Source organism: Acidimicrobiales bacterium, from assembly GCA_035533095.1.
Lineage (GTDB): Bacteria > Actinomycetota > Acidimicrobiia > Acidimicrobiales > Palsa-688 > DATLUM01.
Window position 1 is genome coordinate 20,866 of the sequence record DATLUM010000136.1, and the last position, 26,927, is coordinate 47,792.

Annotated in this window: 30 protein-coding genes and 1 rRNA gene; 28 read left to right on the top strand and 3 right to left on the bottom strand. The window is 68.7% G+C overall.

Annotated elements, in window-relative coordinates:
* Positions 1-2 precede the first annotated feature (2 nt).
* Together VNF71_15580 and VNF71_15585 are read right to left on the bottom strand one after the other, a co-directional pair.
* Positions 3-524 (bottom strand): TrmH family RNA methyltransferase, encoded by a 522-nt coding sequence (locus VNF71_15580; GenBank protein HVA75976.1) that lies wholly within the window; start codon positions 522-524, stop codon positions 3-5.
* Positions 521-1,120, bottom strand: a complete 600-nt coding sequence (locus tag VNF71_15585; protein ID HVA75977.1) for a methyltransferase — start codon at positions 1,118-1,120, stop codon at positions 521-523. Before VNF71_15585 ends, VNF71_15580 begins: the two co-directional genes overlap by 4 nt.
* A gap of 32 nt (positions 1,121-1,152) precedes the next feature.
* Between VNF71_15585 and def the strand changes: the two genes are divergently transcribed.
* From def to VNF71_15640, 11 genes are read left to right on the top strand one after another with little or no spacing between them, the layout of a single operon-like run.
* Complete coding sequence (gene def / locus VNF71_15590; GenBank protein ID HVA75978.1) at positions 1,153-1,653, top strand: peptide deformylase; 501 nt, start codon at positions 1,153-1,155, stop codon at positions 1,651-1,653.
* A 15-nt stretch (positions 1,654-1,668) separates the two neighbouring features.
* The gene (locus tag VNF71_15595) at positions 1,669-2,529 is read left to right on the top strand and encodes a methionyl-tRNA formyltransferase (protein ID HVA75979.1); all 861 of its coding nucleotides are present in this window, start codon (positions 1,669-1,671) and stop codon (positions 2,527-2,529) included.
* The gene (locus VNF71_15600; protein HVA75980.1) at positions 2,526-3,680 is read left to right on the top strand and encodes a transcription antitermination factor NusB; all 1,155 of its coding nucleotides are present in this window, start codon (positions 2,526-2,528) and stop codon (positions 3,678-3,680) included. Before VNF71_15595 ends, VNF71_15600 begins: the two co-directional genes overlap by 4 nt.
* 10 nt (positions 3,681-3,690) lie before the next feature.
* A complete protein-coding gene (gene rpe, locus VNF71_15605; GenBank protein HVA75981.1) occupies positions 3,691-4,362 on the top strand; it encodes a ribulose-phosphate 3-epimerase in 672 nt (223 codons plus the stop codon).
* Complete coding sequence (locus tag VNF71_15610) at positions 4,359-4,850, top strand: MogA/MoaB family molybdenum cofactor biosynthesis protein (protein HVA75982.1); 492 nt, start codon at positions 4,359-4,361, stop codon at positions 4,848-4,850. The genes rpe and VNF71_15610 overlap by 4 nt, the downstream gene beginning before the upstream one ends.
* The gene (gene ribD, locus VNF71_15615; GenBank protein HVA75983.1) at positions 4,847-5,857 is read left to right on the top strand and encodes a bifunctional diaminohydroxyphosphoribosylaminopyrimidine deaminase/5-amino-6-(5-phosphoribosylamino)uracil reductase RibD; all 1,011 of its coding nucleotides are present in this window, start codon (positions 4,847-4,849) and stop codon (positions 5,855-5,857) included. The genes VNF71_15610 and ribD overlap by 4 nt, the downstream gene beginning before the upstream one ends.
* A gap of 5 nt (positions 5,858-5,862) precedes the next feature.
* Entirely contained in the window at positions 5,863-6,477 is a 615-nt protein-coding gene (locus VNF71_15620) for a riboflavin synthase (protein ID HVA75984.1), read from the top strand.
* Positions 6,474-7,757: a bifunctional 3,4-dihydroxy-2-butanone-4-phosphate synthase/GTP cyclohydrolase II gene (locus tag VNF71_15625; protein ID HVA75985.1), complete on the top strand. Its 1,284-nt coding sequence runs from the start codon at positions 6,474-6,476 to the stop codon at positions 7,755-7,757. The genes VNF71_15620 and VNF71_15625 overlap by 4 nt, the downstream gene beginning before the upstream one ends.
* The gene (gene ribE / locus VNF71_15630; GenBank protein HVA75986.1) at positions 7,754-8,230 is read left to right on the top strand and encodes a 6,7-dimethyl-8-ribityllumazine synthase; all 477 of its coding nucleotides are present in this window, start codon (positions 7,754-7,756) and stop codon (positions 8,228-8,230) included. Before VNF71_15625 ends, ribE begins: the two co-directional genes overlap by 4 nt.
* 6 nt (positions 8,231-8,236) lie before the next feature.
* Positions 8,237-9,112 (top strand): ATP phosphoribosyltransferase, encoded by an 876-nt coding sequence (hisG, locus tag VNF71_15635; protein ID HVA75987.1) that lies wholly within the window; start codon positions 8,237-8,239, stop codon positions 9,110-9,112.
* Positions 9,109-9,357 (top strand): hypothetical protein, encoded by a 249-nt coding sequence (locus VNF71_15640; GenBank protein ID HVA75988.1) that lies wholly within the window; start codon positions 9,109-9,111, stop codon positions 9,355-9,357. The genes hisG and VNF71_15640 overlap by 4 nt, the downstream gene beginning before the upstream one ends.
* Positions 9,358-9,407: 50 nt before the next feature.
* On the opposite strand, the gene VNF71_15645 is transcribed toward VNF71_15640, so the two are convergent.
* Positions 9,408-9,842: a hypothetical protein gene (locus VNF71_15645; GenBank protein HVA75989.1), complete on the bottom strand. Its 435-nt coding sequence runs from the start codon at positions 9,840-9,842 to the stop codon at positions 9,408-9,410.
* 200 nt (positions 9,843-10,042) lie between these two features.
* Between VNF71_15645 and infC the strand changes: the two genes are divergently transcribed.
* The 17 genes from infC to VNF71_15730 form a co-directional block, all read left to right on the top strand.
* Positions 10,043-10,696 carry a translation initiation factor IF-3 gene (gene infC, locus VNF71_15650; protein ID HVA75990.1) on the top strand — a complete coding sequence of 218 codons (654 nt, stop codon included), beginning with the start codon at positions 10,043-10,045 and terminating at the stop codon, positions 10,694-10,696.
* Between the two features lie 48 nt (positions 10,697-10,744).
* The gene (gene rpmI, locus VNF71_15655; protein ID HVA75991.1) at positions 10,745-10,939 is read left to right on the top strand and encodes a 50S ribosomal protein L35; all 195 of its coding nucleotides are present in this window, start codon (positions 10,745-10,747) and stop codon (positions 10,937-10,939) included.
* A gap of 92 nt (positions 10,940-11,031) precedes the next feature.
* Positions 11,032-11,436 (top strand): 50S ribosomal protein L20, encoded by a 405-nt coding sequence (gene rplT / locus VNF71_15660; GenBank protein ID HVA75992.1) that lies wholly within the window; start codon positions 11,032-11,034, stop codon positions 11,434-11,436.
* Positions 11,437-11,538: 102 nt separating this feature from the next.
* Complete coding sequence (locus VNF71_15665; protein ID HVA75993.1) at positions 11,539-12,273, top strand: RNA methyltransferase; 735 nt, start codon at positions 11,539-11,541, stop codon at positions 12,271-12,273.
* Positions 12,270-13,349, top strand: coding sequence for a PAS domain-containing sensor histidine kinase (locus VNF71_15670; protein HVA75994.1), 1,080 nt, complete (start codon positions 12,270-12,272; stop codon positions 13,347-13,349). The genes VNF71_15665 and VNF71_15670 overlap by 4 nt, the downstream gene beginning before the upstream one ends.
* A complete protein-coding gene (gene pheS / locus VNF71_15675; protein ID HVA75995.1) occupies positions 13,346-14,449 on the top strand; it encodes a phenylalanine--tRNA ligase subunit alpha in 1,104 nt (367 codons plus the stop codon). Before VNF71_15670 ends, pheS begins: the two co-directional genes overlap by 4 nt.
* Before the next feature lie 7 nt (positions 14,450-14,456).
* On the top strand, positions 14,457-16,886 hold the full coding sequence (gene pheT, locus VNF71_15680) for a phenylalanine--tRNA ligase subunit beta (protein ID HVA75996.1): 2,430 nt from the start codon (positions 14,457-14,459) through the stop codon (positions 16,884-16,886).
* A gap of 61 nt (positions 16,887-16,947) precedes the next feature.
* Entirely contained in the window at positions 16,948-17,976 is a 1,029-nt protein-coding gene (argC, locus tag VNF71_15685) for an N-acetyl-gamma-glutamyl-phosphate reductase (GenBank protein ID HVA75997.1), read from the top strand.
* A gap of 11 nt (positions 17,977-17,987) precedes the next feature.
* Positions 17,988-18,884, top strand: coding sequence for an acetylglutamate kinase (argB, locus tag VNF71_15690; protein ID HVA75998.1), 897 nt, complete (start codon positions 17,988-17,990; stop codon positions 18,882-18,884).
* Entirely contained in the window at positions 18,881-20,059 is a 1,179-nt protein-coding gene (locus tag VNF71_15695; GenBank protein HVA75999.1) for an acetylornithine transaminase, read from the top strand. The genes argB and VNF71_15695 overlap by 4 nt, the downstream gene beginning before the upstream one ends.
* On the top strand, positions 20,059-20,952 hold the full coding sequence (gene argF / locus VNF71_15700; GenBank protein ID HVA76000.1) for an ornithine carbamoyltransferase: 894 nt from the start codon (positions 20,059-20,061) through the stop codon (positions 20,950-20,952). The genes VNF71_15695 and argF overlap by 1 nt, the downstream gene beginning before the upstream one ends.
* Positions 20,949-21,416, top strand: a complete 468-nt coding sequence (gene argR, locus VNF71_15705; GenBank protein HVA76001.1) for an arginine repressor — start codon at positions 20,949-20,951, stop codon at positions 21,414-21,416. The genes argF and argR overlap by 4 nt, the downstream gene beginning before the upstream one ends.
* A 49-nt stretch (positions 21,417-21,465) precedes the next feature.
* Complete coding sequence (locus VNF71_15710) at positions 21,466-22,659, top strand: argininosuccinate synthase (protein ID HVA76002.1); 1,194 nt, start codon at positions 21,466-21,468, stop codon at positions 22,657-22,659.
* Complete coding sequence (gene argH / locus VNF71_15715; protein ID HVA76003.1) at positions 22,656-24,089, top strand: argininosuccinate lyase; 1,434 nt, start codon at positions 22,656-22,658, stop codon at positions 24,087-24,089. The genes VNF71_15710 and argH overlap by 4 nt, the downstream gene beginning before the upstream one ends.
* On the top strand, positions 24,076-24,699 hold the full coding sequence (locus tag VNF71_15720) for a DNA-3-methyladenine glycosylase (GenBank protein HVA76004.1): 624 nt from the start codon (positions 24,076-24,078) through the stop codon (positions 24,697-24,699). Before argH ends, VNF71_15720 begins: the two co-directional genes overlap by 14 nt.
* 141 nt (positions 24,700-24,840) lie before the next feature.
* Positions 24,841-26,085 carry a C40 family peptidase gene (locus VNF71_15725; protein ID HVA76005.1) on the top strand — a complete coding sequence of 415 codons (1,245 nt, stop codon included), beginning with the start codon at positions 24,841-24,843 and terminating at the stop codon, positions 26,083-26,085.
* Positions 26,086-26,524: 439 nt separating this feature from the next.
* A 16S ribosomal RNA gene (locus VNF71_15730) occupies positions 26,525-26,927 on the top strand; the annotation flags it as partial.

The window sequence follows — 26,927 nt, forward strand, 5'->3', positions numbered from 1 at the left end:
GGTCAGTTCCACTCCTGGCGGCGCAGCTCGTACAGCGCGATCGCCGCAGCGGTCGCCACGTTCAGAGAGCCAACCCGACCCATCAGCGGCAAGAAGGCGACCGCGTCGCACGCGGCGAGCGTCGCTGGCGGCAACCCGTGATCCTCGTGCCCCACTGCCACGCACACGTCAGGCCCGGCGCGCAACTGGTGAAGAGGAACTGCTGCGTCGGCGAGCTCCAGACCCAGGACGGTGAACCCGTCCTCACGAGCGGCGTCCGCCGCATCGGGCCCCCTCTCGAACGACGTCCACGACAGGTACCGTTCGGTCCCCATCGAGAGCTTCCCCGCCTTCGGGTTTGCGGGGCTCACGGTCGCGCCGGCCAGGTAGAGGTGTTCGACCCGGTAGGCCGCGGCGGTCCTGACCATCGCACCCACGTTGTAGGGAGAGCTGACCCCGTCGAGAATCAAGGCCAGCCTGCCCTTGCTCTTCCGGTTCCACTCTCTGTGGAGCCGCTTCAGGTCGGTGGGGCCGAGCTGTTTCACCGCGCCGCTACCTTCATGATCCGGTAGCCCTTGCGCGACGAGACCTTCGAAGTGACCCAACCCTGCGCATCGAGCCAGCGAGCCAGCGAATCACCCCCGAGATGATGGTGCACCACCAGCCACGCGAAACCCCCCGGGACCAGGCGCGCCAGCCACCCTTCCAGCAGAGCGTGCAGGGCAGGTTTTCCGATCCGGATCGGAGGGTTGGACCAAATGCCGGAAAACGTCACGTCCGCTGGGATGTCCGCCGACGTCACGGCCCTGACATTGGGCGCACCGTTTCGCTTCGCGTTGGACGCTGTGAGCGAGAGCGCCCGTTCGTTGACGTCGAGAGCCCACACGGTCGCCCGCGGCGCCCTCAACGCCAGGGTGCAGGCGATCGGGCCATAGCCGCAGCCCAGATCGAGGAGGTGGCCCTCCGGCGGCGGGGGCGGAACCGCTTTGAGAAACTCGACGGTGCCGGGGTCCACCGCCCTCGCCGAGAAGACGCCGCGGTCAGCGACCAGTGTCAAGTGCACGTCGGGGAGGGTCAACTCCAGCTCCTGCGGGCGTGACGTTGCCGACGGGGCGGCGGAGAAGTAGTGGTCGTCGGGCATGCCGCCTGAGACGCTACCGGTACCATGGTTTCGTGGCCTCCTACCAGATCCGGCTCTTCGGGGATCCCGTACTGACGCAGCGCGCATCCGAGATCACCGACATCGACGGCAAGCTCGCCCGCCTGGTCGACGACATGGTCGAGACCATGCACGAGGCCCACGGCCTCGGCCTCGCGGCCCCGCAGGTCGGGGTGCAGAAGAGGCTCTTTGTGTACCAGATGGAGGAGAGGGACCCGGTCGCGATCGTCAACCCGGTGATCACCGAGAGCAGGGGCGAATGGGAGTACGAGGAAGGCTGCCTGTCCATCCCGGGCCTGTTCTTCCCGATCGTACGGCCCAAGGAGATCCACCTCACCGGCTACGACCTCGACGGCAACGAGATCTCGATCGAAGCCGACGAGCTCGAGGCGAGGTGTCTCGAGCACGAGCTCGACCACCTGGACGGGCGGCTCCTGCTGGGCATGTTGGACAAGGATCAGAAGAAGGAAGCCATGAGGGAGCTCCGCCGGAGGGCGGAGACCGTCGCCAGCTAGGGGAGCAGGCTGCGCATCGCCTTCCTGGGCACGCCCAGCCCTGCCGCCGTAGCGCTCAGGGCGTTGGCGGCGTCAGGTCACGACATAGCCATCGTTGTCACCCGCGCGGACAAAAGACGCGGCCGTAACGCGGCCCCCACCCCCAGCCCCGTCAAGCAGGCCGCGCTGGAGCTGGGACTCCCCGTCACGCAGCGCATCGAAGATGTTCTCGACGCCGGGGCGGAGCTGGGAATCGTCGTGGCGTTCGGCCGGATCATCAAGGACGAGGTCCTCGAACGGGTCCCGATGGTCAACGCCCATTTCTCGCTGCTGCCCCGATGGAGGGGAGCGGCTCCCGTCGAGCGTGCCATCCTCGCCGGAGACCCCGAGACGGGCGTGTGCCTGATGGCGATCGATTCGGGGCTCGACACCGGCCCTGTGTACGCGTGCGAGAGGGTCGGCATCGGCGCCGAGGAGACGGCCGGCGAACTTCGTGAACGGCTCGCGGAACTCGGCGCGTCCATGCTCGTGCACGCCCTGGAAACCGGACTCGGCGAACCGCTACCGCAGCAAGGGGAACCCACGTACGCCGACAAGATCGAACCCGAGGATCTCCACCTCTCGTGGAGCAGGCCGGCAGAGGAGCTCAACCGGGTGGTGCGGGTGGGCAGGGCCTGGACGACGTGGCGCGAAAAGCGCCTCCTCATCATGCAGGCGAAGGTCGTTCCGGGACCGTCGCCGGACGCGAACCCGGGCGAGCTCCACGGCGACGTCGTGGCGACCGGCGCCGGAGGACTCCGCCTGCTGCGCGTCCAGCCTGAAGGCAGGGCGGCGTTGACGGCATCGGATTGGATCCGGGGCTCCCGGCCCGCGCCCCGCGAGACCTTCGGGACGTGAACGTCCCGAAGGTCTCGGTGACCGCGCGCGGGGTGGCTCTCGAGGCCCTCGTCGCCGTCGAGCAGGGTGCCAGAGCCAACGTCGTGGTCCCTCAGCTTCTCGACCGCTCAGGCCTGGACGGGAGGGACCGCCACCTCGTCACCGAGCTCGTGTACGGGACGACCAGAATGCGTCGTGCGTGCGACTGGTTGTCGAACCGGTACGTGAAAGGAACGCTTGACGACCAGGTCCGCTCGGCGATCCGCCTCGGCGTATACCAGCTGGTCTGGACCCGCATACCTGCCCACGCAGCGGTGGACGCGACGGTGGGCGAGGTGAGCGGACCGGGTCGTTCTGTGGCCAACGCGGTGCTGCGCCGCTGCGCATCCTCGCTGGCCAAGTCCCAGCCGGCGTGGCCCGATCCGGCCACGGAGCTGAGCTACCCGGACTGGATCGTGGAGCGGCTCTCGAAGGATCTCGGGCCGGTGGACGCGCGCGCGGCGCTGGAGGTGATGAACCAACCGGCAACCGCGACGGCCCGCCCCGACGGGTACATACAGGATCCCGCCAGCCAGATGGTCGCAGCGTACGTGTCCGAGCTCGTCGGTCCGGGAGCCGCCGTCCTGGACGCGTGCGCGGCGCCGGGCGGCAAGTCGACAGCGCTTGCCGCCGCCGGAGCGAGGCTCGTCGTCGCCGCCGACCTGTCGCCGGCACGGGCCCACGTCGTCGCCCTCAACGCCGAGCGCCTCGCAGCGTCGGCAGTGGTCACGGCGGTCGCCGACGGGACCGTCCCGCCATGGCGGCCGAAGAGCTTCGACGCGGTGCTGGTCGACGCGCCCTGCTCCGGACTTGGGGTCCTGCGCCGCCGGCCGGACGCGAGGTGGAGGGTCAAACCATCCGATGTGGAACGTCTCGCCGGAATCCAGAGGCGCCTGCTCCGCGCGTCGATGGACCTGGTCCGCCCGGGCGGGGTGCTGGCCTACAGCGTGTGCACGCTCACCTCGACCGAGACGGCCGCGGTGGACAACTGGCTCGCCCGCGATGCGGCCGGATTCGAGCCGTTACCGCCACCGGGGTCGCCGTGGCGTCCGGCCGGGCGCGGCGCGATCCTGCTCCCGCAGGCGGAGGGCACCGACGGGATGTTCATGCTGGCCCTGCGGGCCCCCAGGTAGGGTTAGCGGGATGCTGCGGATAGCGCCGTCGATCCTCTCAGCGGACTTCGCGAAGTTGAGCGATGAGATCGAGCGCATCAGGCCTGAGACGGACTGGCTCCACGTCGACGTCATGGACGGGCACTTCGTGCCGAACCTCACCATCGGACCGCCTGTCGTCGCCGCGATACGCAGGCACACCGACGACCTTCTCGACTGCCACCTGATGATGACCAACCCCGGCGAGTACCTCGAGGCTTTCGCCAAGGCCGGAGCCGACAGCTGCAGCGTCCACGTCGAGGTCGGCGGTACGGCCGGGCTGATCCGGGCGGCTCGGGAGCTGGGGATGAAGGTCGGCATCGCTGTGAACCCCGAGACCCCGATCGAGTCCTGCGAACCGTGGCTGGATCAGGTCGACGTCGTCCTGGTGATGTCCGTGCACCCCGGCTTCGGGGGCCAGCACTTCATGGAGGTGTCGATCCCGAAGATCGCCCGTGTGGCCGAGATAGCGCGGCGTGATGGTCTCGATCTCGCCATCGAGGTCGACGGTGGGATAGACGCCGACACCGTGAAGCTCGTCGCCCGTGCCGGCGCGGACACGTTCGTCGCCGGAAGCGCGATATTCGGCGCGCCGGACCCGCTCGCGGCGGCACGCGCCATCCGGTCCGCTGCCGCGGCGGCCTACCCGGCGAGCATCCGATGAGCGAATCGCAGGATCCCCGCCGGCAGGCCAAGATCGTCACCGTGTCCGACGGGGTCGTCGCCGGCACGCGGGAGGACCGCTCCGGTGAGGCCCTGCAGGAAGCGATCGAGAAGGCCGGATTCCAGGTGGTCGAGCGGTCGGTCGTCGCGGACGGGGTCGCCTCCGTCGCCGGCGAGCTGGCGCGGGTGAGCGCCGGCTTCTTCGGGGTGGTAGTGACGACCGGCGGGACCGGCTTCGCGCCGAGGGACCAGACACCGGAAGGGACCAAGGAGATACTCGAGCGCGACGCGCCGGGGATCGCGGAGGCGATGCGCCTCGCCAGCCCCCTCGGCCGGTTGTCCCGGGGTGTCGCGGGCATCCGTGGGCACAGCATCATCCTCAACACGCCGGGCTCGCCGAAGGGCGCGGTCGAGTGCTTCTCCGCTGTTGCCGACGTCCTCCCGCACGCCCTCGAACTCCTGGCGGAGCAGCCGACCCGCCACCCGTGAGCACACACGAAGACGAGATCTGGATGCAGGCCGCGATCGGCCTTGCACGATCCGTGCGCGCCTCCACCGCGCCCAACCCGTGGGTGGGCGCGCTCGTCGTGCCGGCAGGCGACGACCCCGTGACCGAGGGCGCCACCCAGCCGCCCGGAGGTCCTCATGCGGAGGCCGTCGCACTCGACCTGGCGGGGGACTCCGCCCGCGGGTCGACGCTCTACGTCACTCTCGAGCCCTGCTCGCATCACGGCCGCACCCCCCCTTGCGCCGACGCTGTCGTCGCGGCTGGGGTGAAGCGCGTAGTCGTCGGGATCCTCGACCCCGACCCTCGCGTGTCGGGACTCGGCATCCAGCGGCTACGCGACGCGGGAATCGAGGTGGAAGCCGGGGTCCTCGCCTCGGAGGTCGAGGAGCTCCTCGCTCCGTACCTGAAGCATCGCCGGACGGGCCGGCCCTGGGTGGTATTGAAGCTCGCTTCCACCCTCGACGGCCGAATCGCCGCCCCTGACGGTTCGAGCAAGTGGATAACAGGCCCCGAAGCCAGGGCCGACGCCCACCGGTTGCGCGCCGAGAGCGACGCGATCCTCGTCGGGGCCGGCACCATCCGGGCCGACGATCCTGCCCTCAACGTCAGGGACGCTCCGGGAAACGACCCTCTGCGCGTCGTGCTCGGCACCATCCCGGAGGGAGCCCGCGCCCGGCCTGCCATGGAGCATGAGGGCGATCTCGCGGCGCTTCTCGACAACCTCGGCAGCCGCGGGGTCCTGCAACTGCTCGTAGAAGGCGGGGCACGCGTCGCGTGGTCTTTTCACGATCAGGACCTCGTGGACCAGTACGTGATCTACCTCGCCCCCGTGCTCCTCGGAGGCGACGACGGAGTGCCCCTGTTCCGCGGTCCCGGAGCGGCAACCCTCCAGGACGCATGGAGGGGTTCGATAGCGTCGCTGCGCCGCGTCGGTCCCGATGTGCGGATTGATCTTTTGGCTCGCGGCGGCGGGGGTGCCGTAGCGTGAACGTGATGTTCACCGGCATAGTCGAGGAGCTGGGCTGTTTGCGCGAAGTCGAGTCTCGGGGCTCCGCTTCGCGGCTCGTCGTATCCGCGCAGACGGTCCTCGAGGACGCCGGCATCGGCGACTCGATAGCCGTCAACGGATGCTGCCTCACCGTGGTCGACCTCGGTCCAGGCTGGTGGGCCGCGGACGCCGTCGCCGAGACGCTGGCCCGCAGCAACCTGGGACTTCTCCGACCCGGCGACACGGTCAACCTCGAAAGGTCCCTCCCAGTGAGCGGCCGCTTCGGAGGCCACATCGTGCAGGGTCACGTCGACTGTGTCGGCACGGTCGTCGACCCGGCTCCGGAGCTGAGGATCGCGGCCGGCCGGGAAGTCATGCCTTACCTGGTCGAGAAGGGCTCGGTCACCGTCGACGGCGTCAGCCTCACGGTCGTGTCGGTGCTCGACGATGGCTTCACCGTCGCCGTGATCCCGCACACGATGGAAGTGACCACGCTCGGACGGCGAGAGCCCGGTGGCGTCGTCAACCTCGAAGCCGACGTGATCGCGAAGTACACAGAGCGCCTGCTGAGGGCTGGAGCAGCCTCGCCGTACGCGGACCAAGGCTCGGTGCGCTCGTGAGCCTCGCGCCGGCTCTGATCGAAGATGCGATCGCCGCCATCGCCGCCGGGCAGATGGTGGTCGTCGTCGACGACGAGGACCGCGAGAACGAAGGCGACCTCATCATCGCCGCAGAGCACGCGACACCGGAGACGATGGCGTTCTTCGTCCGCCACACGTCAGGTCTCATCTGCGCAGCGGTGACTACCGAGCGAGCGGACCAACTGGACCTGCCCCTTATGGTCGAACGCAACACCGAGGCGCAGCGCACCGCCTTCACGGTCACGGTCGACTACCGGGAGGGCACCACGACGGGCATCTCGGCCACCGACCGCTCCCTGACCGCTCGGTCACTGGTGGACCCCATGACCCGCCCGGAGGATCTCGCGCGTCCCGGCCACCTCCACGTTCTGCGAGCCCGCGAGGGCGGGGTTCTCAAAAGAGCCGGCCACACCGAGGCCGCCGTCGACCTCGCCCGGCTCGCCGGTGTGGCGCCGGCCGGTGTGCTGTGCGAGGTTGTCACCGAAGACGGGCTAGGAATGGCCCGGCGCGACGAACTCGAAGCCTTCGCCCAGAAGCACGGACTGCTCCTTGTGACCATTGCCGACCTGATCAAATACCGCCGGCAGACCGAGCGGCTGGTGAAGCGCACCGCAGAGGCGCGCCTGCCAACGGAGTTCGGCGAGTTTCGGTGCGTCGCCTACGAGAGCGTCCTCGACCGCGAGACCCACCTGGCTTTCGTCATGGGTGAGCCGGTCGGCGAGCCCAACGTGTTGGTCAGGGTTCACAGCGAGTGCCTGACCGGGGACGTGTTCGGTTCGAAGCGCTGCGATTGCGGCGCTCAACTGCACGAGGCGCTGAAGATGATCGCCCGGGAGGGTCTCGGCATCGTGGTGTACCTGCGCGGCCACGAAGGCCGGGGAATCGGGATAGCCCACAAACTGCAGGCCTACGGGTTGCAGGACGAGGGGCTCGACACCGTCGACGCGAACGTCGAGTTGGGGCTCCCCGTCGACAGCCGCGAGTACGGTATCGGGGCCCAGATACTCGTAGACCTGGGGATCACCACCATGCGTCTGTTGACCAACAACCCGGCCAAGAGGGGAGGCCTCGAGGGCTTCGGGCTGCAGATCACCGAGCGGGTACCCGTCCGGATCGAACCCAACGAGGAGAACCTGCGGTACCTGCGGACCAAGCGTGATCGCCTCGGGCATCTTCTCGACGACATCGACCTGATCGACCCTCGACTCGAACCTGCCGTCCTGGAGGGTGACGCCGTGGCCAGCGAGGAGTTGTCGTGAACGTGTTCGAAGGGCATCTCGGAGGCGGCGGTCTTCGTTTCGCCATCGCCGCGAGCCGTTTCAACGGCACGATCGTCGAGCGCCTCGTCGAGGGTGCGGTCGACGGGCTCCGGCGGCACGGCGTCGACGACTCGAGGATCGACCTGGCATGGGCGCCCGGCGCGTTCGAGCTGCCGCTCGTGGTCGCGCGCCTGGCCGAGACGGGAGGCTACGACGCCTTCATAGCTCTCGGTGCCGTCATACGCGGTGCCACCGGACACTACGACTTCGTCGCCGGCCAGTGCGCAGCCGGGATCCAACGGGTGCAGCTCGACTCGGGTGTGCCCGTCGTGTTCGGCGTCTTGACGACCGACACGATCGAGCAGGCGATCGAACGCTCCGGGACCAAGGCGGGCAACAAGGGCTTCGAGGCGGCGGCCACTGCCATCGAGATGGCGAACCTGCTCGGGGCGCTGCCGAAGCGAGAGGCCTGATCCGGCTTGCTCCGCCTGGTACTTCCGAAGGGGTCGTTGGAGCGCGCAACCCTCGAGCTGTTCGAAGCGGCCGATCTCGCGGTCATCCGCAGCTCGTCGGTCGACTATCGAGCTTCGATCGACGATCCCCGGATATCCGAGGTGCGGATCCTCCGGCCCCAGGAGATACCCGAGTACGTCGCGGAGGGGCTGTTCGACCTTGGCATCACCGGTAGGGACTGGATCGAGGAGACATCCAGCGACGTCGCCTCACTCGGCGAGCTGCGCTACAGCAAGGTGACCGCTCAGCCGGTCCGCGTCGTGCTGGCTGTGGCCGAGGAGTCCGCCGTGAAATCGGTTGCCGACCTTCCCTCCGGCACCAGGGTCTCCACGGAGTACCCGAAGCTCACCAGCAGGTTCCTCGAATCGCACGGCGTCGACGCGGAGGTACGCCTCTCCCATGGTGCGACAGAGGCGAAAATCCCCGAGATCGCCGACGCTGTGGTCGAGATCACCGAGACGGGCAGAGCCCTGCGCGCCGCCGGCCTGCGGATCATCGCAACGATCCTCGAGTCCTACACGGAGCTGATCGCCAACCCGGCGTCGTACGCCGACGACGCCAAGCGTCACGCGATGCAACAGCTGATGAGCCTCCTGACCGGAACGCTGATCGCTCGCGGGAGGGTGCTGGTGAAGCTGAACGTGGTGGAGACCGCCCTCGATTCGGTCATCGAACTGCTGCCGGCCATGAAGTCGCCTACCGTGTCGAAGCTGTTCGGGGAGGACGGCTTCGCCGTGGAGGCGGTCGTCCCCAAGCACACCATCAATACGCTCATCCCGGCGTTGAAGGATCACGGCGCCACGGACATCATCGAGCTGCCGATCGCCAAGATCGTCCCGTGATCGGCGCCTCGGGACAGGTTGGTGTCCCAGATGGGGCGGGGCGCCGTTCGGGCGAGGTGGACGAGTTCGATGAGGCCGTCGGCCTCGGTGTCGTTGTTGACGGCGGCGGCGCCCGCTACCCGTTCCACTGCACCCAGATCGCCGGCGGCAGCCGGACGATCGAGCGCGGCGCGCACGTGAGCTTCGCGGTGATCCCCGGGCGCGCAGGACGCTGGGAGGCCGGCGACATCCGTGTGGTCGGCTGAGCTGACTCGAAGGCGGGTGGGGGCGGCGTTCGGCCGGCTCGGCCGTCGGCTCAGCCCTCGGGCGCCGTCGTGCCGGGCTCCGGCTCGGCCCCAGTCTTGGTGGCTGCGTGGATCTGCACGAACGCAATCCGCAGGTTGGCCAGCGCGTCCGCCAACTCCGGGGCGTGCTCTCCGAGCCGGTCCCCGAGCCCGTCGACGAGGGCGGCGAGGGCGTCTATGGCCAGGCGCGCCTGGTCGAGCTGGGGCGGCTGCAGGGACAAATGGAGAGCGCCCAGCTCGAACAGCCCGAAGGCGTGGTTCGCCACGACGACCTCGGCCGGGGTGCGGGCGAGCTGGTCCTGGAGCTGGGCGAGCCGTGCCTGCATCTCCTCCTGCGTCGGTTCGCCGGATGGCTCTTGCGTGCCGGGAGCGGGCCGTCCGCCGGCATCTTCCTGCGGCCCACGGGATACCGGTCTTTCCCCGCCGGGCGTCCAAAGCGTGCTCATTCCGCTACCCTATGTTGAAAACCGAATACGGGAAGCGGGGTCTCGGCCCCCACCCGGCCACCGACCCGAGGTAATTGCCACAGCGGCAGGCCACGGCGAGCGTGCGTCCGGGTCGAATGACCGCTTGGGCGGGCGTTGCTTCCTGACGCTCGCCCTTTTCGCGCCAGAGAATGGGTTCCAGCACCAAGGAGTGATGCCGCATAGCCGCTGCACCTGACCAGAACGACCACCGAACCAACGACAGGATCCGGGCCCGCGAGGTCCTGCTCATCGATCCGGACGGCAAGCAGCTTGGGATCAAGCCGCTGCCCGAGGCATTGAGCATCGCCCGCCAGCTCGATCTCGACCTTGTGGAGGTGGCCGCCGAGGCAAACCCGCCGGTCTGCAGGGTCATGGACTACAACCGCTTCAAGTACGAAGCGGCCCAGAGGGCCAAGGAGTCCCGGCGTAAGGCGACGACCACGGGGATCAAGGAGATGAAGTACCGCCCGAAGATCGGCAGCGGCGACTTCGACACCAAGACCCGCCAGGTCGCCCGCTTCCTCGGGGAGGGCCACAAGGTCAAGATCACCATCATGTTCCGGGGCCGCGAGATGAGCCATCCCGAGCTCGGCAAGCGGATCCTCGACCACGTCGCCGAAACAGTCGGCGCCGTGGCGAAGGTGGAAGCAGCCCCGAAGCTCGATGGTCGGAACATGATCATGGTGCTTGCCCCAGACCGCAGGGCGCAGCAAGTGAAGAAGGGCGATCCCAACGGGACCCCGCCGCAGGACGAGGGTGCAGCAGGCGCCGTGGCCACCGCCGAGGAAGCCGGGGCGGCTTCCACCGCACCAGCCACCGCGGAACCCTCCTAGACAGCCGAGCGACACAAGCAGCCGAACCGACATGAACCAGGAGTCGAGATGCCGAAGATGAAAACCGACAGAGGCGCGGCGAAGCGCTTCAAGATCACGGGTAGCGGCAAGCTGCGCCGGCGCCAGGCGTTCCGTTCTCACATCCTGGAGAAGAAGTCGTCCACGCGCACCCGCCGGCTCGCCCGCGAGGTCGACGTCGCTCCTGGCGACGTCAAGGCAGTGAAGCGCCTCCTCGGCATCTGAACCGCCTGGGCAGCCGCCCGGCACCAAGCACCGATTCCGTAACACCACCGGTCGGGACCCCGACCGACCCTTGGACTGAGAGGAGAACCCCGATGGCCCGGGTCAAGCGTGCCGTCCACAGCAAGAAGCACCGCCGCGCCGTGCTGGAGCAGGCGCAGGGCTATTACGGCAACAAGAGCCGTAGCTACCGCGCCGCGCACGAGCAGGTCATGCACTCCTTGCAGTACGCGTTCCGTGACCGCCGCGCCCGCAAGGGTGACTTCCGGCAGCTCTGGATCCAGCGAATCAACGCCGCGGCTCGCCTGCACGGTCTCAGCTACAGCCGGCTAATCGCCGGCTTGCGAGTCGCAGGTGTCGAGGTCGATCGCAAGATCCTGGCCGATCTCGCCGTTCGCGACGACGCGGCCTTCGGCTCCCTGGTGGGCACGGCCAAAGAAGCGCTGGAAGGGGCGGCCGCCGCCGTTGCCGACGGTGGCGCCGGTTCCGCCACCGCCTGAGAGGTAGAGGAGCCTCCCCTGACGGCGGTCGGCTTCCGAAGCGAGCCGGTACAGCGTCTTAGGCAGCTCATAGGGCGACGTGCCGCGCGCGAGGAGGCGCGGCTGTTCGTCGTCGAGGGACGCAAGGCCCTGGAGGAGGCAACCGCGGCGCGGGCGGACGTCGAGACCGTCTACGTCGATCCCGCCGCCGCCGGTGACGGCGAGCTCGCCGTGGTCGCGGCGGCCGCTTCCGCCGGCGCGGCGGTCACAGAGGTGCAGCCGGGCGTGCTCGGGCGCGTCTGTGACACGGTGACACCCCAGCCGGTGGCCGCGACGGTGCGCAGCATCGACGTCACCCTCGCCGAACTCGGGCACACCAGGCCGCAGCTCGTAGCTGTCCTGGCGGGGGTGAGCGATCCCGGCAACGCGGGGTCACTCCTGAGGAGCGCGGCCGCGTCGGGTGCCGGCGGGTTCGTGATCTGCGACGGCTCGGTCGACTTGTACAACCCCAAGACGGTCCGGGCGAGCGCCGGCGCGATCTTCCGGATCCCGGTGGTCAAAGGACCGTCCGGCGACGAGATCGCCCCGCAGCTGCGCAGCCTCGGTTTCCGGGTCATCGCCACATCCGCCGGCGCGGGCGAGGCCTACACGGAGGTGGACCTGTCAGGTCCTGTGGCGGTGATCCTCGGCAACGAAGCGCACGGTCTGCCCGCAAGCCTCGCCGGCGCGTGCGACTCCGCGCTGAGCATCCCGATGGCCGGCGGCACCGAGTCGCTGGGGGTGGCGGCGGCCGGAGCGGTGATCTTCTTCGAAGCGGCACGCCAGAGACGGCTCGCCAGAGTGGCAGGTGCCGCGTGAACGACAACCCCGGCGTTCCTGCCGGCGTCGTCGACCTGCTGCCCGACGCGGTTTTCGGCCTGGACGCGGACGCGAAGGTGACCTTCGCGAACCGCGCAGCGCTGGAGCTGACGGGGTACACCTCCGATGACCTCACCGGTCGGCTGTGTGCGGAGTGCCTGTCGGCGAGGGATCTCGACGGCCGGCCTCTCCTCAGCGGAGGGTGGCACCCCTCGACGAGGCTGCGGTCCGTGCGCGGCATGTCCCAGCAGACCGTCGTGGTTCGGCGCAAGGACGGGCGCGACCTCGTGGCCTCGCTGGCCGGCTCGTACCAGCGCGACAGTGCCGGAGCTCTGACCGGGGCGGTCATCAGCCTGCGCGACGCTGCTGGGCGGACCGGGTCCGATGTCAGCGGCATCGAGATCGTCTCGACGGTCAGTCACGAACTGCGGTCGCCTCTCACTTCGGTGAAGGGCTACACCAGCCTGCTTCTGAACCGTTGGGACCGCTTGCCGGACGATCAGAAGCAGATGATGCTCGAGCAGGTCAACCACGACGCCGACCGTGTCACCAGGTTGATCACGGAGTTGCTGGACATCAGCCGGCTCGAGACGGGGCGTCTGCGTCTCCGGCGCCAGCTCGTGGACCTTCCGAGGATCGCGTCGAACGTGGTCGAGAAGGTGACACTCGAGTACCCGGAGCTCGAAGCGACGACCGAGTTCCCCGTCGAGTTCCCGAAGGTGTACGCCGATCCCGACAAGGTCGAACAGGTCCTCACCAACCTGGTGGAGAACGCGTGCAAGTACGGCTCCCCGCGCGGACTGCGCATCGTCGGGGCGGTCGAAGACGGCAAGGTGTCCGTCGCGGTGTCCGACCGCGGCGAAGGAATACCGGCTGCCGACCTGCCGAAGGTGTTCACCAAATTCTTCAGAAGATCAGAAGGACGCCCGACCGGGTCAGGGCTCGGTTTGTGGATCAGCCGTGGCCTGGTGGAGTCTCACGGCGGCGACCTCACCGCGGAGTCCGCTCCAGGCGTTGGCGCCACCTTCCGTTTCACCCTCCCCCTCATCGACTTGGACAGGCTTCAGGAACAGTGAGCAACGACGCATCAGACGAAGGGCACGACCTCGAGCAGTTCACCGCAGCGGTCCGGCAAGCGGAGTACGACGCTGCCGAGCTGCTCGGGAAGGTCGGCGACGCAGCGGCCCTTCGGGACGCGGAGCGCGACGCGCTCGGTAAGCGGTCGAAGCTCGCGGGCCTCAACTCGCAGCTCGGCAAGCTCACCGCCGACCAGCGCCGCGCGGCCGGAGCCGTCCTCCACGCCGCCCGCTCCCGCCTCGAACAGCTCGCCTCGAGCCGCCGGTCCGAGCTGGAGACGGTCGAGCGGTCCCGGCGCTCCGAAGCCGAAAGACTCGACCTGACAGAGGTTCTCGCACGTCAGGCCGGAGCACCCCTCGGCAGGTTCGACCGCCGCCGCGGCCGTCTCAACCTGGTCACCCAGACTCGAGACGAGCTCGAGGACACGTTCGTGTCCATGGGGTTCGCGGTGGCCGAGGGCCCCGAAGCCGAGACCGACTGGTACAACTTCGAGGCTCTCAACATGCCACCAGCACATCCCGCTCGAGGTATGTGGGACACGCTCTACCTCAAGCTCGGCGAGCCCGAGACCGTCCTGCTGCGAACCCACACCTCACCGGTGCAGATCCGTTTGATGGAATCGAAGCAGCTTCCGCTCTATTCGGTCATGCCGGGGCGGTGCTACCGGCGCGACACGCCCGACGCTCGCCATCTCCCCGTCTTTCACCAGATCGAAGGGCTCGTGGTCGACGAGGGCATCACCTTCGGCGACATGGCCGGCATCATCGAGGAGTTCACCAACGCATTCTTCGGGGAGGGGATGCATTCGCGGTTGAGGCCGTCGTTCTTCCCGTTCACCGAGCCTTCCGCCGAGTTCGAAGTGACCTGCCCCATCTGCGGCGGCTCCGGGTGCCGGACCTGCAGCGGTTCGGGATGGATCGAGCTCGGCGGTTGCGGGATGGTCGACCCGAACGTGTTCGAGGCCGTCGGCATCGACCCCGAGATCTACAGCGGGTTCGCCTTCGGGTTCGGCATCGACCGTCTCGCTCAGGTGCGCCACGGCCTGCCTGATATGCGCGCCCTGCTCGACAACGACATCCGTTTCCTCACTCAGTTCTAGGACCGACATGCGTGCACCACTGTCATGGCTTCGCGACTACGCGCCACTCGAAGGCAGCGTCGAGGACCTCGCAACCGCGCTGTCGGAACTCGGGCTGGTCGTGGAGGGAGTCGAGCAGATCGGGGCCGGACTCGGCGACGTCGTCGTTGCGAAAGTGGAGGCGATCCGGCCGCACCCCGACGCCGACCGGATCCGCCTCGTCGACGTCGACGCCGGAGGTGGCGACACACTGCAGATCGTCTGCGGAGCGTGGAACTTCTCCGAAGGCGACCTCGTACCGCTCGCACCCGCCGGCGCCGTGCTTCCCGGAGGCTTCGAGATCTCCCGCCGCAAGATGCGCGGCGAGTGGTCCAACGGGATGCTCTGCTCGGCGCCGGAGTTGGAGCTTCCCGAACAGGAAGGTTCCGCCGGGGGGCTTCTGATCCTGCCGGCCGGCCTTGCAGCGCCGGGCACGCCGCTGGTCGAGGCGATGGGCCTCCACCCCGACGTTGTGTTCGACCTGGACGTCAGCCCGAACCGGCCGGATGCGCTCTGCATGGCGGGCATCGCCAGAGACCTGGCAGCGCGGCTCGGCCAACCGTGGACCTTGCCGGCAGAGCCGGCTCCGCCGGCCCCCTCCGCAGGCGTGCCGGACGCGGTGGTCTCGGTCGAATGCGGAGACCTCTGCCCCCGCTTCACCGGCACCGTCATCGAGGGAGTCCCGCAGGGTCCCTCGCCCGCCTGGATCGCCAGACGGCTCACGATGGCCGGCATGCGCCCGATCAACGCTGTGGTCGACGTCTCCAACTACGTCATGCTCGACCTCGGCCAACCGAACCATGCCTACGACCTGGACCGGCTGGGGGGCGGGGGGATACTCGTGCGAAGGGGGCGCCCCGGCGAGACCCTCGTGACCCTCGACGGGGTAGAGCGGTCGCTTCAACCCGGCGACTGCGTCATCGCGGACGCGAACGGCGACGGTGTCGGCGTCGGCGGGATCATGGGAGGAGCCGACTCGGAGATCTCAGGATCCACCAGCCGGGTCCTGCTCGAGGCGGCGTGGTTCACCCCCATGGCAATCGCCAGGACCGGCAAGCGTCTCGGGCTCGGCTCGGAGGCCCGTTCGCGCTTCGAAAGGGGTGTCGACCCGGATGTCACGCTCAACTCGGTGGAGCGCTTCGTCGGGCTCCTCGCGTCGGTCGCCGGCGCCGGATCGCTGAGGCGCGGGCGCACGACCGACGTGGTCGACAGCTCAGCGCTTCCCGCGACCACGACCGTTCAGCTGCGCGTGCATCGCGTCAACTCTCTGCTGGGGACCGACTTGCAGGAAGAGGAGGTCGTGTCCCTCCTGGAGCCGATCGGCTTCAAGGCTCGCGGCGCGGGCGACTCTACGGGGAGCCTCGACGTGACCATCCCCTCGTGGAGGCTGGACTCCGACAGGGAGATCGACGTCGTCGAGGAAGTCGCGCGGATGTGGGGGTACGAGCGGATCGACCGGACCGTGCCCTCCGGTGCCGCTGGACGAGTCGGCGGTCTGACGCGCCGCCAGCGGGAGAGACGCCAGATCCGCCAGGTGCTGGCCGGCGCCGGTTTCGACGAGGCGTGGACGACCACGTTCCTCGCGCCGGGGGATCTCGAGCGCGCCGGCCTGGATCCCCGTGCGGTCGAGGTGGAGAACCCGCTGGACAGGTCCGAGTCGATCCTGCGCACGTCGCTTTTGCCCGGACTGCTGAAGGCGGCACGGTTCAACCGCGACCGCCAGGCCGGCGACATCTTCCTGTTCGAGATCGGGCGCGTGTTCGCGCTGCCGGCGGGGGACCAGGCGACGCCGGAGGAGTCGGAACATCTCGGTGTGATCATCGCTCCCGCCTCCGCCGCGACGGCGAACTCCGACGGGTCCGCTGCCTACGCCGCTGCAGCGACCTGGAGGACGTTGAGCGAAGCCCTGGGACTCGAACATGGCTCCATGACGCCCGAGCAGACCGGCGGATGGCATCCCGCTCGCGCCGTCAAGCTCGCCGGCCCGTCAGGATCTGCGCTCGGGGTCGCAGGAGAGGTCGATCCCGACGTCCTCGCCGCCTACGGGATCGCCGGGCGGGTGGGGTTCCTGTCGCTCTCCCTGGACGCCGTCTACGAGCACCCTCGACTACCACGGGAAGCCAAGGCGGTGAGCCGGTTCCCGGCGAGCGACATCGACCTCGCGTTCGTCGTAGCGGAGCCAGTCCTGGCGGCCGAGGTCAGGAAAACGCTGGACCAGTCGGCCGGGGACGTGCTCGAGGACGTCTGGCTGTTCGACGTGTTCCGCGGTGTCCAGATCGGCGACGGCAACAAGAGCCTGGCGTTCCGCCTCAGGTTCCGCGCCAGCGACCGGACCCTCGGTGAGAGCGAGCTGGCCGACCTACGGAAGCTGGCCATCGAATCGGTCACCGCCAGGTTCGAGGCGTCGCTGCGAAGCTGACGCAACGGGGCGTGAGCGACCCGTGTGCATCACTATGCAGTCTTGTGTATAGTCTTGCGCTGTGTCCGCCAAGTTGAAGGTAGGGGTCTTCGGAGCCTCGGGGTACGCGGGCGCCGAGCTACTGCGACTCGCGGCCGGCCATCCAGCGATGGACGTGGTCCTCGCCACCGCCGACACGCAGGCGGGAGGCAGGGTTGCGGACCTGTATCCCAGCCTGGCCTCGGCGTACCGGTCGCTGGTTTTCACGGCTTCCGACAAGAGCGAGGCGGACGGTCTGGACCTCGTCTTTCTCGCGATGCCCCACGGGGCTTCGCAGGATCTCGTCCCGGATCTCCTGGAACGCAACGGCACCGTCGTCGACCTCGCCGCAGATTTCAGATTGTCCGACACCTCGCTGTATCCCGTCTGGTACGGCGAGGAGCACCACCATCCGGAACTACTCGAACAAGCGGTGTACGGGATACCTGAGCTGTTCAAGGAAGCATTGCCCGGAGCCAGGCTCATCGCCGCCCCGGGCTGCTACCCGACCGCGGCAGCCCTCGCGCTGGCCCCTTTGGCGAGAGCAGGGGCCATCGAGGCGACAGGAGTCGTCGTCGACGCGGCCAGCGGCGTCTCGGGGGCGGGGAGGGCTCCCAAACCCAGCACCCACTTCAACACGGTCGACGAGGACTTCACCGCGTACGGGCTGCTGACTCACCGGCACACTCCGGAGATCGAGCAGGCCGCCGGCGTGGAGGTTCTCTTCACCCCGCATCTCGCGCCGATGAACCGTGGGATCCTCGCCACCTGCTACGCGCGCCCTGCCTCTTCAGGGACTGCCGCGCCGGATCCGCTGCGTGTGCTGGAGGACTTCTACGCGGGCGAGCCGTTCGTCGTGGTCGACGAACGCTTGCCCTCGACCAAAGCCACGCTCGGTTCGAACTGCGCCCACATCACCGCTCGGACAGACAGCCGCACCGGCTGGATCGTCGTGATATCGGCCATCGACAACCTCACCAAGGGAGCTGCCGGCCAGGCGATCCAGTGCGCGAACATCGCGCTCGGCCTCGAGCAGACGACCGGCCTTCCCTTGGTCGGCCTCTACCCGTGACCGGCGGCGCCTTGGCTCCCCAAACCGATATCGATCCCGCCACGAAAGCCGGCGTGTTGATCGAAGCGCTCCCTTACATACGCCGGTTCTGGGGACGCACCGTGGTCGTCAAGTACGGGGGCAACGCGCTCGCAGCGGCCGGGGACGGCGGGCACGAGGACGCGCTGTCCTCGTTCGCGAGCGACGTGGTCCTGATGCGTTCCGTGGGGATGCGCCCCGTTGTCGTGCACGGCGGCGGACCGCAGATAGGCGATCTGATGGCGCGCCTGGGCAAGGTCCCCGAGTTCGTCGACGGGCTGCGCGTGACCGACGCAGAAACCCTCGACATCGCGCGCATGGTCCTGGTCGGCAAGGTGAACCGCGACATCGTCAGCGCGATCAACGTGCACAGCCCTCTCGCGGTTGGCGTCTCGGGTGAGGACGCCGGCCTGATCAGCGCGCAGGCCCGCGACCCGCAACTCGGTTTCGTCGGCGACGTCGCGTCCGTCAACCCGGACCTGCTGCTGCGGTTGGTCGCCGAGGATCTGATACCTGTCGTAGCGACCATCGGAACCGACGACACCGGGCAGGCGTACAACATCAACGCCGACACTGCGGCAGGCGCGGTTGCGGAAGCCCTGAACGCCGCGAAGCTGGTCTACCTCACGGATGTCGACGGGATCCGCCGCGACCGTCACGACCCGGCTTCGAGGATCTCGACCGCCACGGACGCGGAGCTCGAAGTGATGCTTTCCGACGGCACCGTCGACGGCGGGATGATCCCGAAAGTCCGCTCGTGCGTGAGGGCCGTTCGGAACGGTGTCGGCCAGGCGCACATCCTCGATGGCCGGCTGCCGCACTCGTTGCTGCTCGAGATCTTCACACGGGAGGGGATCGGCACCATGATCACATCCGGAGCGATCCGATGAGCGCCTCGCCTGCTGCGGCGACCCGGCTGATGGACACCTACCCGCCGCAGCCGGTCACGTTCGTGCGGGGTGAGGGCAGCCGCGTCTGGGACGACTCGGGCAAGGTCTACCTCGACTTCCTCAGCGGTCTCGCCGTCACATCCCTGGGTCACGCGCACCCCGCGGTCGCGGACGCGATCTGCGACCAGGCACGAACCCTCCTGCACGTGTCGAACCTCTTCGCGACGTTTCCGCAGCAGGAGGTGGCCGCCACGCTGAACCGCCTCGTCGACGCCGGCGACGGGAAGGTGTTCTTCTGCAACAGCGGTGCCGAAGCCAACGAGGCCGCGATCAAACTCGCGCGCCGCTGGGCGGGACCTGGGCGCCACGTGGTTGTGAGCGCGTACGGGTCGTTTCACGGCCGGACGCTCGCGACCCTCCATGCGACCGGCCAGCCGACCAAACACGAGCCGTACCAGCCGTTGCCCGAGGGTTTCCGTCACGTCGCCTGGCAGGATGCCGCGGCGCTCGCGTCCTCGCTGGACCCCAGCGTCGCGGCGGTGCTCCTCGAAGCGGTGCAGGGCGAGGGTGGCGTCAACCCTGCCGGCGCCGAGTACTTCAGCGACGTCCGCAGGCTCTGCGACGAGCGCGGCGTGCTGTTCATCGTCGACGAGGTGCAGACCGGCCTCGGGCGCACAGGGGAGTGGTTCGGCTTCCAGAACTACGGCGTTCTTCCCGACGTCGTCACCGTCGCCAAGGCGCTCGGGAACGGGATGCCGATCGGAGCCTGCTGGGCGCGCGACGACGTCGCGTCGGCGTTCGGTCCGGGCGACCACGCCACGACGTTCGGCGGTCAACCCCTGGCGGCGTCTGCGGCACGTGCGGTCCTCGCGGTGATGGAGTCGGAGGACGTGCCGCGGCGGGCGAGGGAGGCGGGTGCGTACCTGACGTCGAAGCTGTCCGAGGTCGAGGGGGTACGGGAGGTGCGGGGGATGGGACTCCTCGTCGCCGTGGAGCTGGAGGACGGGAAAGGAGCCGGCGACGTCGCGGCTCACGCGCTCGATCTCGGTCTGGTCGTGAACGCGGTGACCGCGTCGGCGCTGCGGCTGGCCCCGTCATTGCTGGTCACAGAAGGGGAGATCGACGAAGCGGTGGGCATTATCGCCCGTGCGATCGACAGGGTCGGCGAGCAATGATGCGCTCGTTTCTGGATATGGATGACCTGACCCGCGACGAGCTGGCTCAGGTATTCGATCTCGCAGAGGCTCCTACGCGGCCGGTCCTGGCGGGGCGGGGTGCCGCTCTCATCTTCGAGAAACCGTCGAACCGGACCCGCAACTCGACGGAGATGGCGGTGGTGCAGCTCGGAGGGCATCCCATAACGATCCGCGGGGACGAGATCGGACTCGGTGTCCGCGAGTCGGTCGAGGACGTGACGAGGGTTCTGGCCCGGTATCACGCCGTTGTAGCCGCTCGTGTCTTCGACCACACCCTGCTCGAGTCGATGGCCCGCGTCGGCGAGGTCCCGATCGTGAACCTGCTCTCGGACCACTCTCATCCCTGCCAGGTGCTCGCAGACCTGCTGACCCTCCGCCAGCGGTGGGGGAGCCTCCAAGGCCGGAGCCTCGCCTGGGTGGGTGACGGCAACAACGTGGCCCGCAGCCTGGCCCTGGGTTGCGCGTTGGCTGGCATGGAGATTCGCCTTGCGTGCCCGCCTGGCCACGAACTGGACGAGGCGTCGGTGGACGGGGCCCGGGCTTCAGGGGGTTCGGTGGTGCCGGAGCGGGACCCTCGCGCTGCGGTCGAGGGCGCCGATGCTGTTTACACCGACGTGTGGGTCTCGATGGGCCAGGAGGCAGAGGCGGCGGAGCGCCAGGACGCCTTCGCCGGCTACCAGGTCAACGCCGAGCTCATGGCCGCCGCGGCGCCCGGCGCCGTCTTCCTGCACTGCCTTCCGGCGCACCGGGGCCTGGAGGTGACCGCCGAGGTGATCGACGGCCCGGCAAGCGTGGTCTTCGACCAGGCGGAGAACCGCATGCACGCGGCTCGCGGCCTGTTGATGTGGCTTCTCGACGCGCGAGACAGATGAGGTTGTCGAAGAACCAGCGCCACCACCGGATCGAGCAGATCCTCGAGCAGTCTGCTGTCACGAGCCAGGCACAACTCGTGGAGCTGCTCGCCAAGGCGGGAATCCCCGCCACTCAGGCGACGGTGTCGCGCGATCTCGAGGAGATCGGTGCGGTGAAGGTCCGCGCCGCAGGAGGAGAAGCCGTCTACGCGATCCCCGAGCATCCCAAGGACCGTGTCGCACCGGGCGACCACCTGAGAAGGGTCCTCGGCGAGTGGGTTGTCGAGGTGGCGTCGTCCGCCAACCTGGTCGTTGTGCGGACCCCCCCGGGTTCCGCTCACGTGGTCGCCTCCGCCCTCGACAGGGCATCGCTCGCCGGCATCGTCGGCACCGTCGCCGGCGACGACACCATCCTCGTGGTCGCGGCGGAGAGGACCGGCGGCGCGGGGCTCGCCCGGCGCCTGCGCAATCTCGCCGGCCTGTGAACACCCGAAGGCCATAACCTCCGAGACAAGAAGAAAGGTAGCTCCGATAGTGGCGAAGAGAGTTGTGCTGGCCTACAGCGGGGGATTGGACACGTCGGTGGCCGTCCGCTGGATGATCGAGGAGATGGGCGTCGAGGTGATCGCCGTCGCCGCCGACGTCGGCCAGGGAGGAGACTGGGAGGCGATCAAGCAGCGCGCGGTCGCTGCCGGCGCGGTCGAGGCGATCGTGCTCGACCTGCGCGACGAGTTCGCCGACGACTTCGTGGCCCCCGCGCTGCGCGCGAACGCGAAGTACGAGGGGAAGTACCCGTTGATCTCGTCGCTGTCGCGGCCGATCATCGTGAAGCACCTCGTCGCCGCAGCGCGACAGCACGGAGCGGACGCGGTGGCGCACGGCTGCACCGGTAAAGGCAACGACCAAGTCCGCTTCGAAGTCTCCACGGCTGCCCTCGCTCCCGACCTCGAGGTCATCGCACCCGTACGCGGGTGGGGCATCACACGCGAGGAGTCGATCGAGCTGGCCGAGAAATGGGGCATCCCCATCACGGTCACCAAGTCGAGCCCCTACAGCATCGACCAGAACCTGTGGGGCCGCACGATCGAGTGCGGGATCCTCGAAGACCCCTGGGAGCAACCGCCGGAGGAGGTGTTCGAGCTCACGACGCCGACCGCCACTGGTCCGACGGAGATCGTGATCACCTTCGAGCAGGGGCTTCCAGTCGCTCTCGACGGAAAGCGCATGTCGTTCGCGGAGCTGATCGGGGAGGTCGACCGCATCGTCGGCTCATACGGCTGGGGCCGGATCGACATGGTCGAGAACCGCAGGGTCGGGATCAAGAGCCGCGAGGTGTACGAGTGCCCCGGCGCGCTGGCGCTCTTGATGGCGCACGCTGACCTCGAGGACCTCACTCTCGAGCGGGACCTCGCGCACGAGAAGGCGCGGCTCGAGCCGCGCTACGCCGAACTCGTCTACGACGGCCTGTGGTACTCGCCGCTGAAGCAGGCGCTAGATGCTTTCGTCGACGAGAGCCAGAAGTTCGTGAGCGGGGACGTGAGGCTTCATTGCGAGTTGCCGGGTCGTTGCATCGTGGCGGGCCGGCGAAGCGATGTGAGCCTGTACGACTACTCGCTCGCCACCTACGAGGCGGCTGACCGCTTCCGCCACCAGGACGCCGAGGGGTTCGTGCGTCTCTGGGGGCTCGGCGTGTCGACCTGGGCCGCCCGCCAGGTCAACCGCTCGTGACGCTTTGGCAGGGGCGCTTCGGGTCGGGCGCCCCGGCGGAGGAACTGCTCGCCTACACGGTGAGCCTTCCCTACGACAAGCGCCTGGCCGCCGACGACGTCACCGGCTCGAAGGCGCACGTTCGCGGCCTCGTGGCGGCGGGGATCCTCACCGACGGCGACGGGAAGATCCTGCTCGCCGCTCTCGACCGGGTCGCTGACGAGCTCGCCACGGGCACCTTCGAGTTCAGACCCGGCGACGAGGATGTCCATACCGCTGTGGAGCGCAGGGTCACCGAGCTGGCAGGTGAAGTGGGGGCCCGCCTCCACACGGGGCGCAGCCGCAACGACCAGGTCGCCACCGACCTCCGCCTCTTCACCAAGCGCGAGCTTCTCGCGGTGGCCCGACGGATCGTCGGGCTGCAACGTGTGCTTCTCACCCGCGCGGAGGAGGCCGGCGACAGCTACCTGCCCGGCTACACCCACCTGCAAAGAGCGCAGCCGGTCCTGCTGGCACACCACTTGCTGGCGCACGGCTGGGCGCTCGCAAGGGACGTGGACCGAATCGAGGACACCCGGCGCCGTCTCGACGTTTCGCCCCTCGGCGCCGGCGCTCTTGCCGGGAGCTCGCTGCCCCTCGAGCCGGATCTCGTCGCTGCCGAGCTCGGCTTCGCGCGGCGGTTCGAGAACTCACTCGACGCGGTCTCCGACCGCGACTTCGTAGCCGAAGCGCTGTTCGACCTCGCTCTGCTCGGGGTCCACCTCTCCCGCCTGGGGGAGGAGATCGTGCTGTGGTCGAGCGAGGAGTTCGGGTTCGTCTCCCTCGCGGACGAGTACGCCACCGGGAGCTCCATGCTCCCGCAGAAGAAGAACCCCGACATAGCCGAGCTTGCACGCGGCCGTTCCGGGCGCCTCCTCGGGCACCTCACCGGTTTCCTGGCCACGCTCAAGGGGCTGCCCCTCGCTTACAACCGGGACCTGCAGGAGGACAAGGAGCCCCTGTTCGACTCGCTCGACCAGGTCTCAGGCGCACTGTCCGCGCTGTCCGGTCTTTTGGCAACCGCTACCTGGCACCCCGAAAGGATGCGTGAAGCGGCCGACACCCCCTACGCAGCCGCGGTCGACCTCGCCGAGTGGCTGGTCGAACGGGGCCTCCCCTTCCGGCAGGCACACGGCATCGTGGGTGCCCTCGTACGCGACGCCGTCCAACGGCACGTCCCGCTCGCCGAGCTCGTCGAGGCGCATCCAGCGCTCGGTGCGGAGGCGGTCGAGTTGCTGGCGCCCGGCGTGGCGGTGACCCGCCGCACGACGCCGGGCGGAGCCGGGCCCGCACCGGTGTCGGAGCAGCTCAAGCGCTTCGCCTCCCATCTCGAGGAAGCCGAGGGCCGCTTGATGAGCCTCGCAGAGTCGCCCATGGCCCGGACTTCGTTCGATTCGGATGGGACCGCGTAGCAAGTCCAGGCGGCTCGGTAGGACGTTCTATACGGGTTCGCCGCTGGTCGTCGCTCCGCTCCTGCTCAACAAGCTTCTCGTCACCGCCGACGGACGCTCCGGGCGCATCGTCGAGGTCGAGGCGTACTGGGGCGCCCAGGACCCCGCCAGCCACGCCTACCGCGGGCGTACTGCCCGCAACGCGACCATGTTCCGCCGGGGCGGGCATCTCTACGTCTACCTGAGCTACGGGATGCACTGGTGCGCCAACGTGGTCTGCGGTCCCGAAGGTGAGGCCCAGGCCGTGCTCTTGCGTGCGCTCCAGCCGGTCGAGGGCCTCGACCTGATGCGAGCGGCGCGCTGGCGGGACCAGCGGCGCCGCGACGATCGCGACCTGTGCCGGGGGCCCGGGCGGCTGTGCCAGGCGATGGGGATAGACCGGTCCGACGACGGGATCGACCTGACCCGGCCGTCCTCGCCGGTCTGGATCGCCGACGACGGGGTCGCCCCGCCCGAATCGCCGGCGGGCACCGCTCGGGTCGGCATCTCGGTGGGGACCGACCTCCCGTGGCGGTTCGCCGTGGGGGATCACCCAGGTCTGTCCCGGCCTGTGGTACGCCGGTCGGGCTGAAATTCCTCGGTCCCCGGCGGGCAGGAGATCCGCGCGCCGCCGCGGAATCCTCATCGGAAGCCTTTCGTTTCGGCGTGCCCCCCTGATGACCTGCCCAGCCCCCGCCCCGAGCCCCCGCCCGGCCTCTTTGGAAGGGGGCGGGTGAGGCTACCGAAGGCACTCGCCGGCTGCGTTGCCGCCCTCATGGCGGCGGGTGTGGCGACCGCGGCGACGGTTTCCCCGCCGCGCCCCGGATCCGCCATCTCCCAGGCCGCCTTCGGATCCGAGGCCGGCCAGGGCAAGGGGTCGGCGGTGGGCTACCTGCACGCGGGCATGCGGGCCCCGGCCTCTGGTATCCCGGTCGGCACGCTTCCGCCCGTCGCCGCAGGAGATTCCGGTGGGGCAGGGTCGTCGGTGCCTGCGTCGTTGCCAGTGCCGCGGGCCGGCCAGCTGCCGTCGGTGGCGGGGCTGCGGACGCTGCACAGCGCCGACGCCATCGTCATGTTCTCGAATCCGATGAGCAGCGCCCAGCAGGCCCGCCTGTCGCACCTGAAGGGTGTGACCGCCGTCAACATCGCCGACACCGGGACCGTCAACCTCGCCGGGGCGCAGGTCGTGACCTACGGCGTGGACCCGGCCACCTTCCGGGCGTTCACGCCGCAGTCGAGCGCCTCGGTGGACAGGCTCTGGCAGTACCTGGCGGGGGGAGCGCTCGTCTCCTCGTACGACATGGCCACCGACCGCCACCTGCAACTGGGGGTTGAGGACTCGATCACCCCTGCGGGGTCCAACCAGTCGACCCAGGGATGGATGGGCGCGTTCGCTTCGCTCGGCCTGCCGGGCGTCGACATGGTCGTGGACAAGGCGTACTCGTCGGACCTGGCGCTTTCTCCCAACACCGCCGCTGTCGTCAGCGCCCCGAGCGTCGCCGGGGCGAGCCTCCAGAGCGAGATCGAGCAGGCCCTCCCCGGCACCACGGTCGAGCTGCTGAGGCCGTCCCAGGTGCAGATCACCGGTGGCAACCTGCTCGGCAGCTCGACCCGGGCGAGGATCGTGTCAGCCGCCCTGTCGAAGGTGGGCCAGCCGTACGTGTGGGGCGCCGCCGGCCCGGACCAGTTCGACTGCTCCGGTCTGGTGCAGTGGGCGTTCCGCCAGGCCGGGATCCTCATGCCGCGAACGGCCGCCGAGCAGTTCCTCACCGGCGTGCACATCCAGCTGTCGCAGGCCCAGCCCGGTGATCTTCTGTTCTGGACCTACGACCCCAACGATCCGACCTTCGTCGACCACGTCGCCGTCTACCTGGGCAACGGGATGATGGTGGAGGCCCCCCACACGGGCCTCGACGTCCAGGTCGTGCCCGTTCCCACCGCCAACATGGCCGGGGTGGTGCAGGTAGTCATCCGGTAGCGGGTGATCCGACGCCGATGGCGGGCGGCGTATCTGATACGGTGAGGTTCCGCTTCGAAGGCCGCCGCCTCCCCGGGTCGACCCAGGTTGACACTCCACCGGGCAGCCGGTAGGCTGAGAAGCCGCCCCTGAGAGCCGTAAGGCGTTCTCGGGGGATTCCCAAAGGGCCGCGGTTCGAACCGCGGCCTCCGGGACCAAGTCGGAGAGACACCTCCGGCCCTTCTTCTGGAAGGGCCGTGTGCGCTCCGCAGCAGTGCTCCTTGAAAACGGAACAGAGGAAGTTAAAAGCTAGTGCGGGCATCTCCGCGCCGGTCTCGATCGGTGCTGTGATGCCATCAATTCAGCATTAGACGGACAACATTCCGTCCGATGCCAGTTGGACAAGTTCGCCAGAGCTTGTCCGGCTCTCTGGTTTGCTCGCCCTCGTGGTGAGTAGATCTCGATGGAGAGTTTGATCCTGGCTCAGGACGAACGCTGGCGGCGTGCTTAACACATGCAAGTCGAACGGGGTCCATCCGGTAGCAATACCGGTGAAGACCTAGTGGCGAACGGGTGAGTAACACGTGAGCAACCTGCCCCGAAGACCGGGATAACAGCGGGAAACCGCTGCTAATACCGGATGTCCCCACCGGATCGCATGGTCTGGTGAGGAAATGGATTCCGCTTCGGGAGGGGCTCGCGGCCTATCAGCTTGTTGGTGGGGTAACGGCCCACCAAGGCGACGACGGGTAGCTGGTCTGAGAGGACGATCAGCCACACTGGGACTGAGACACGGCCCAGACTCCTACGGGAGGCAGCAGTGGGGAATATTGCGCAATGGGCGAAAGCCTGACGCAGCAACG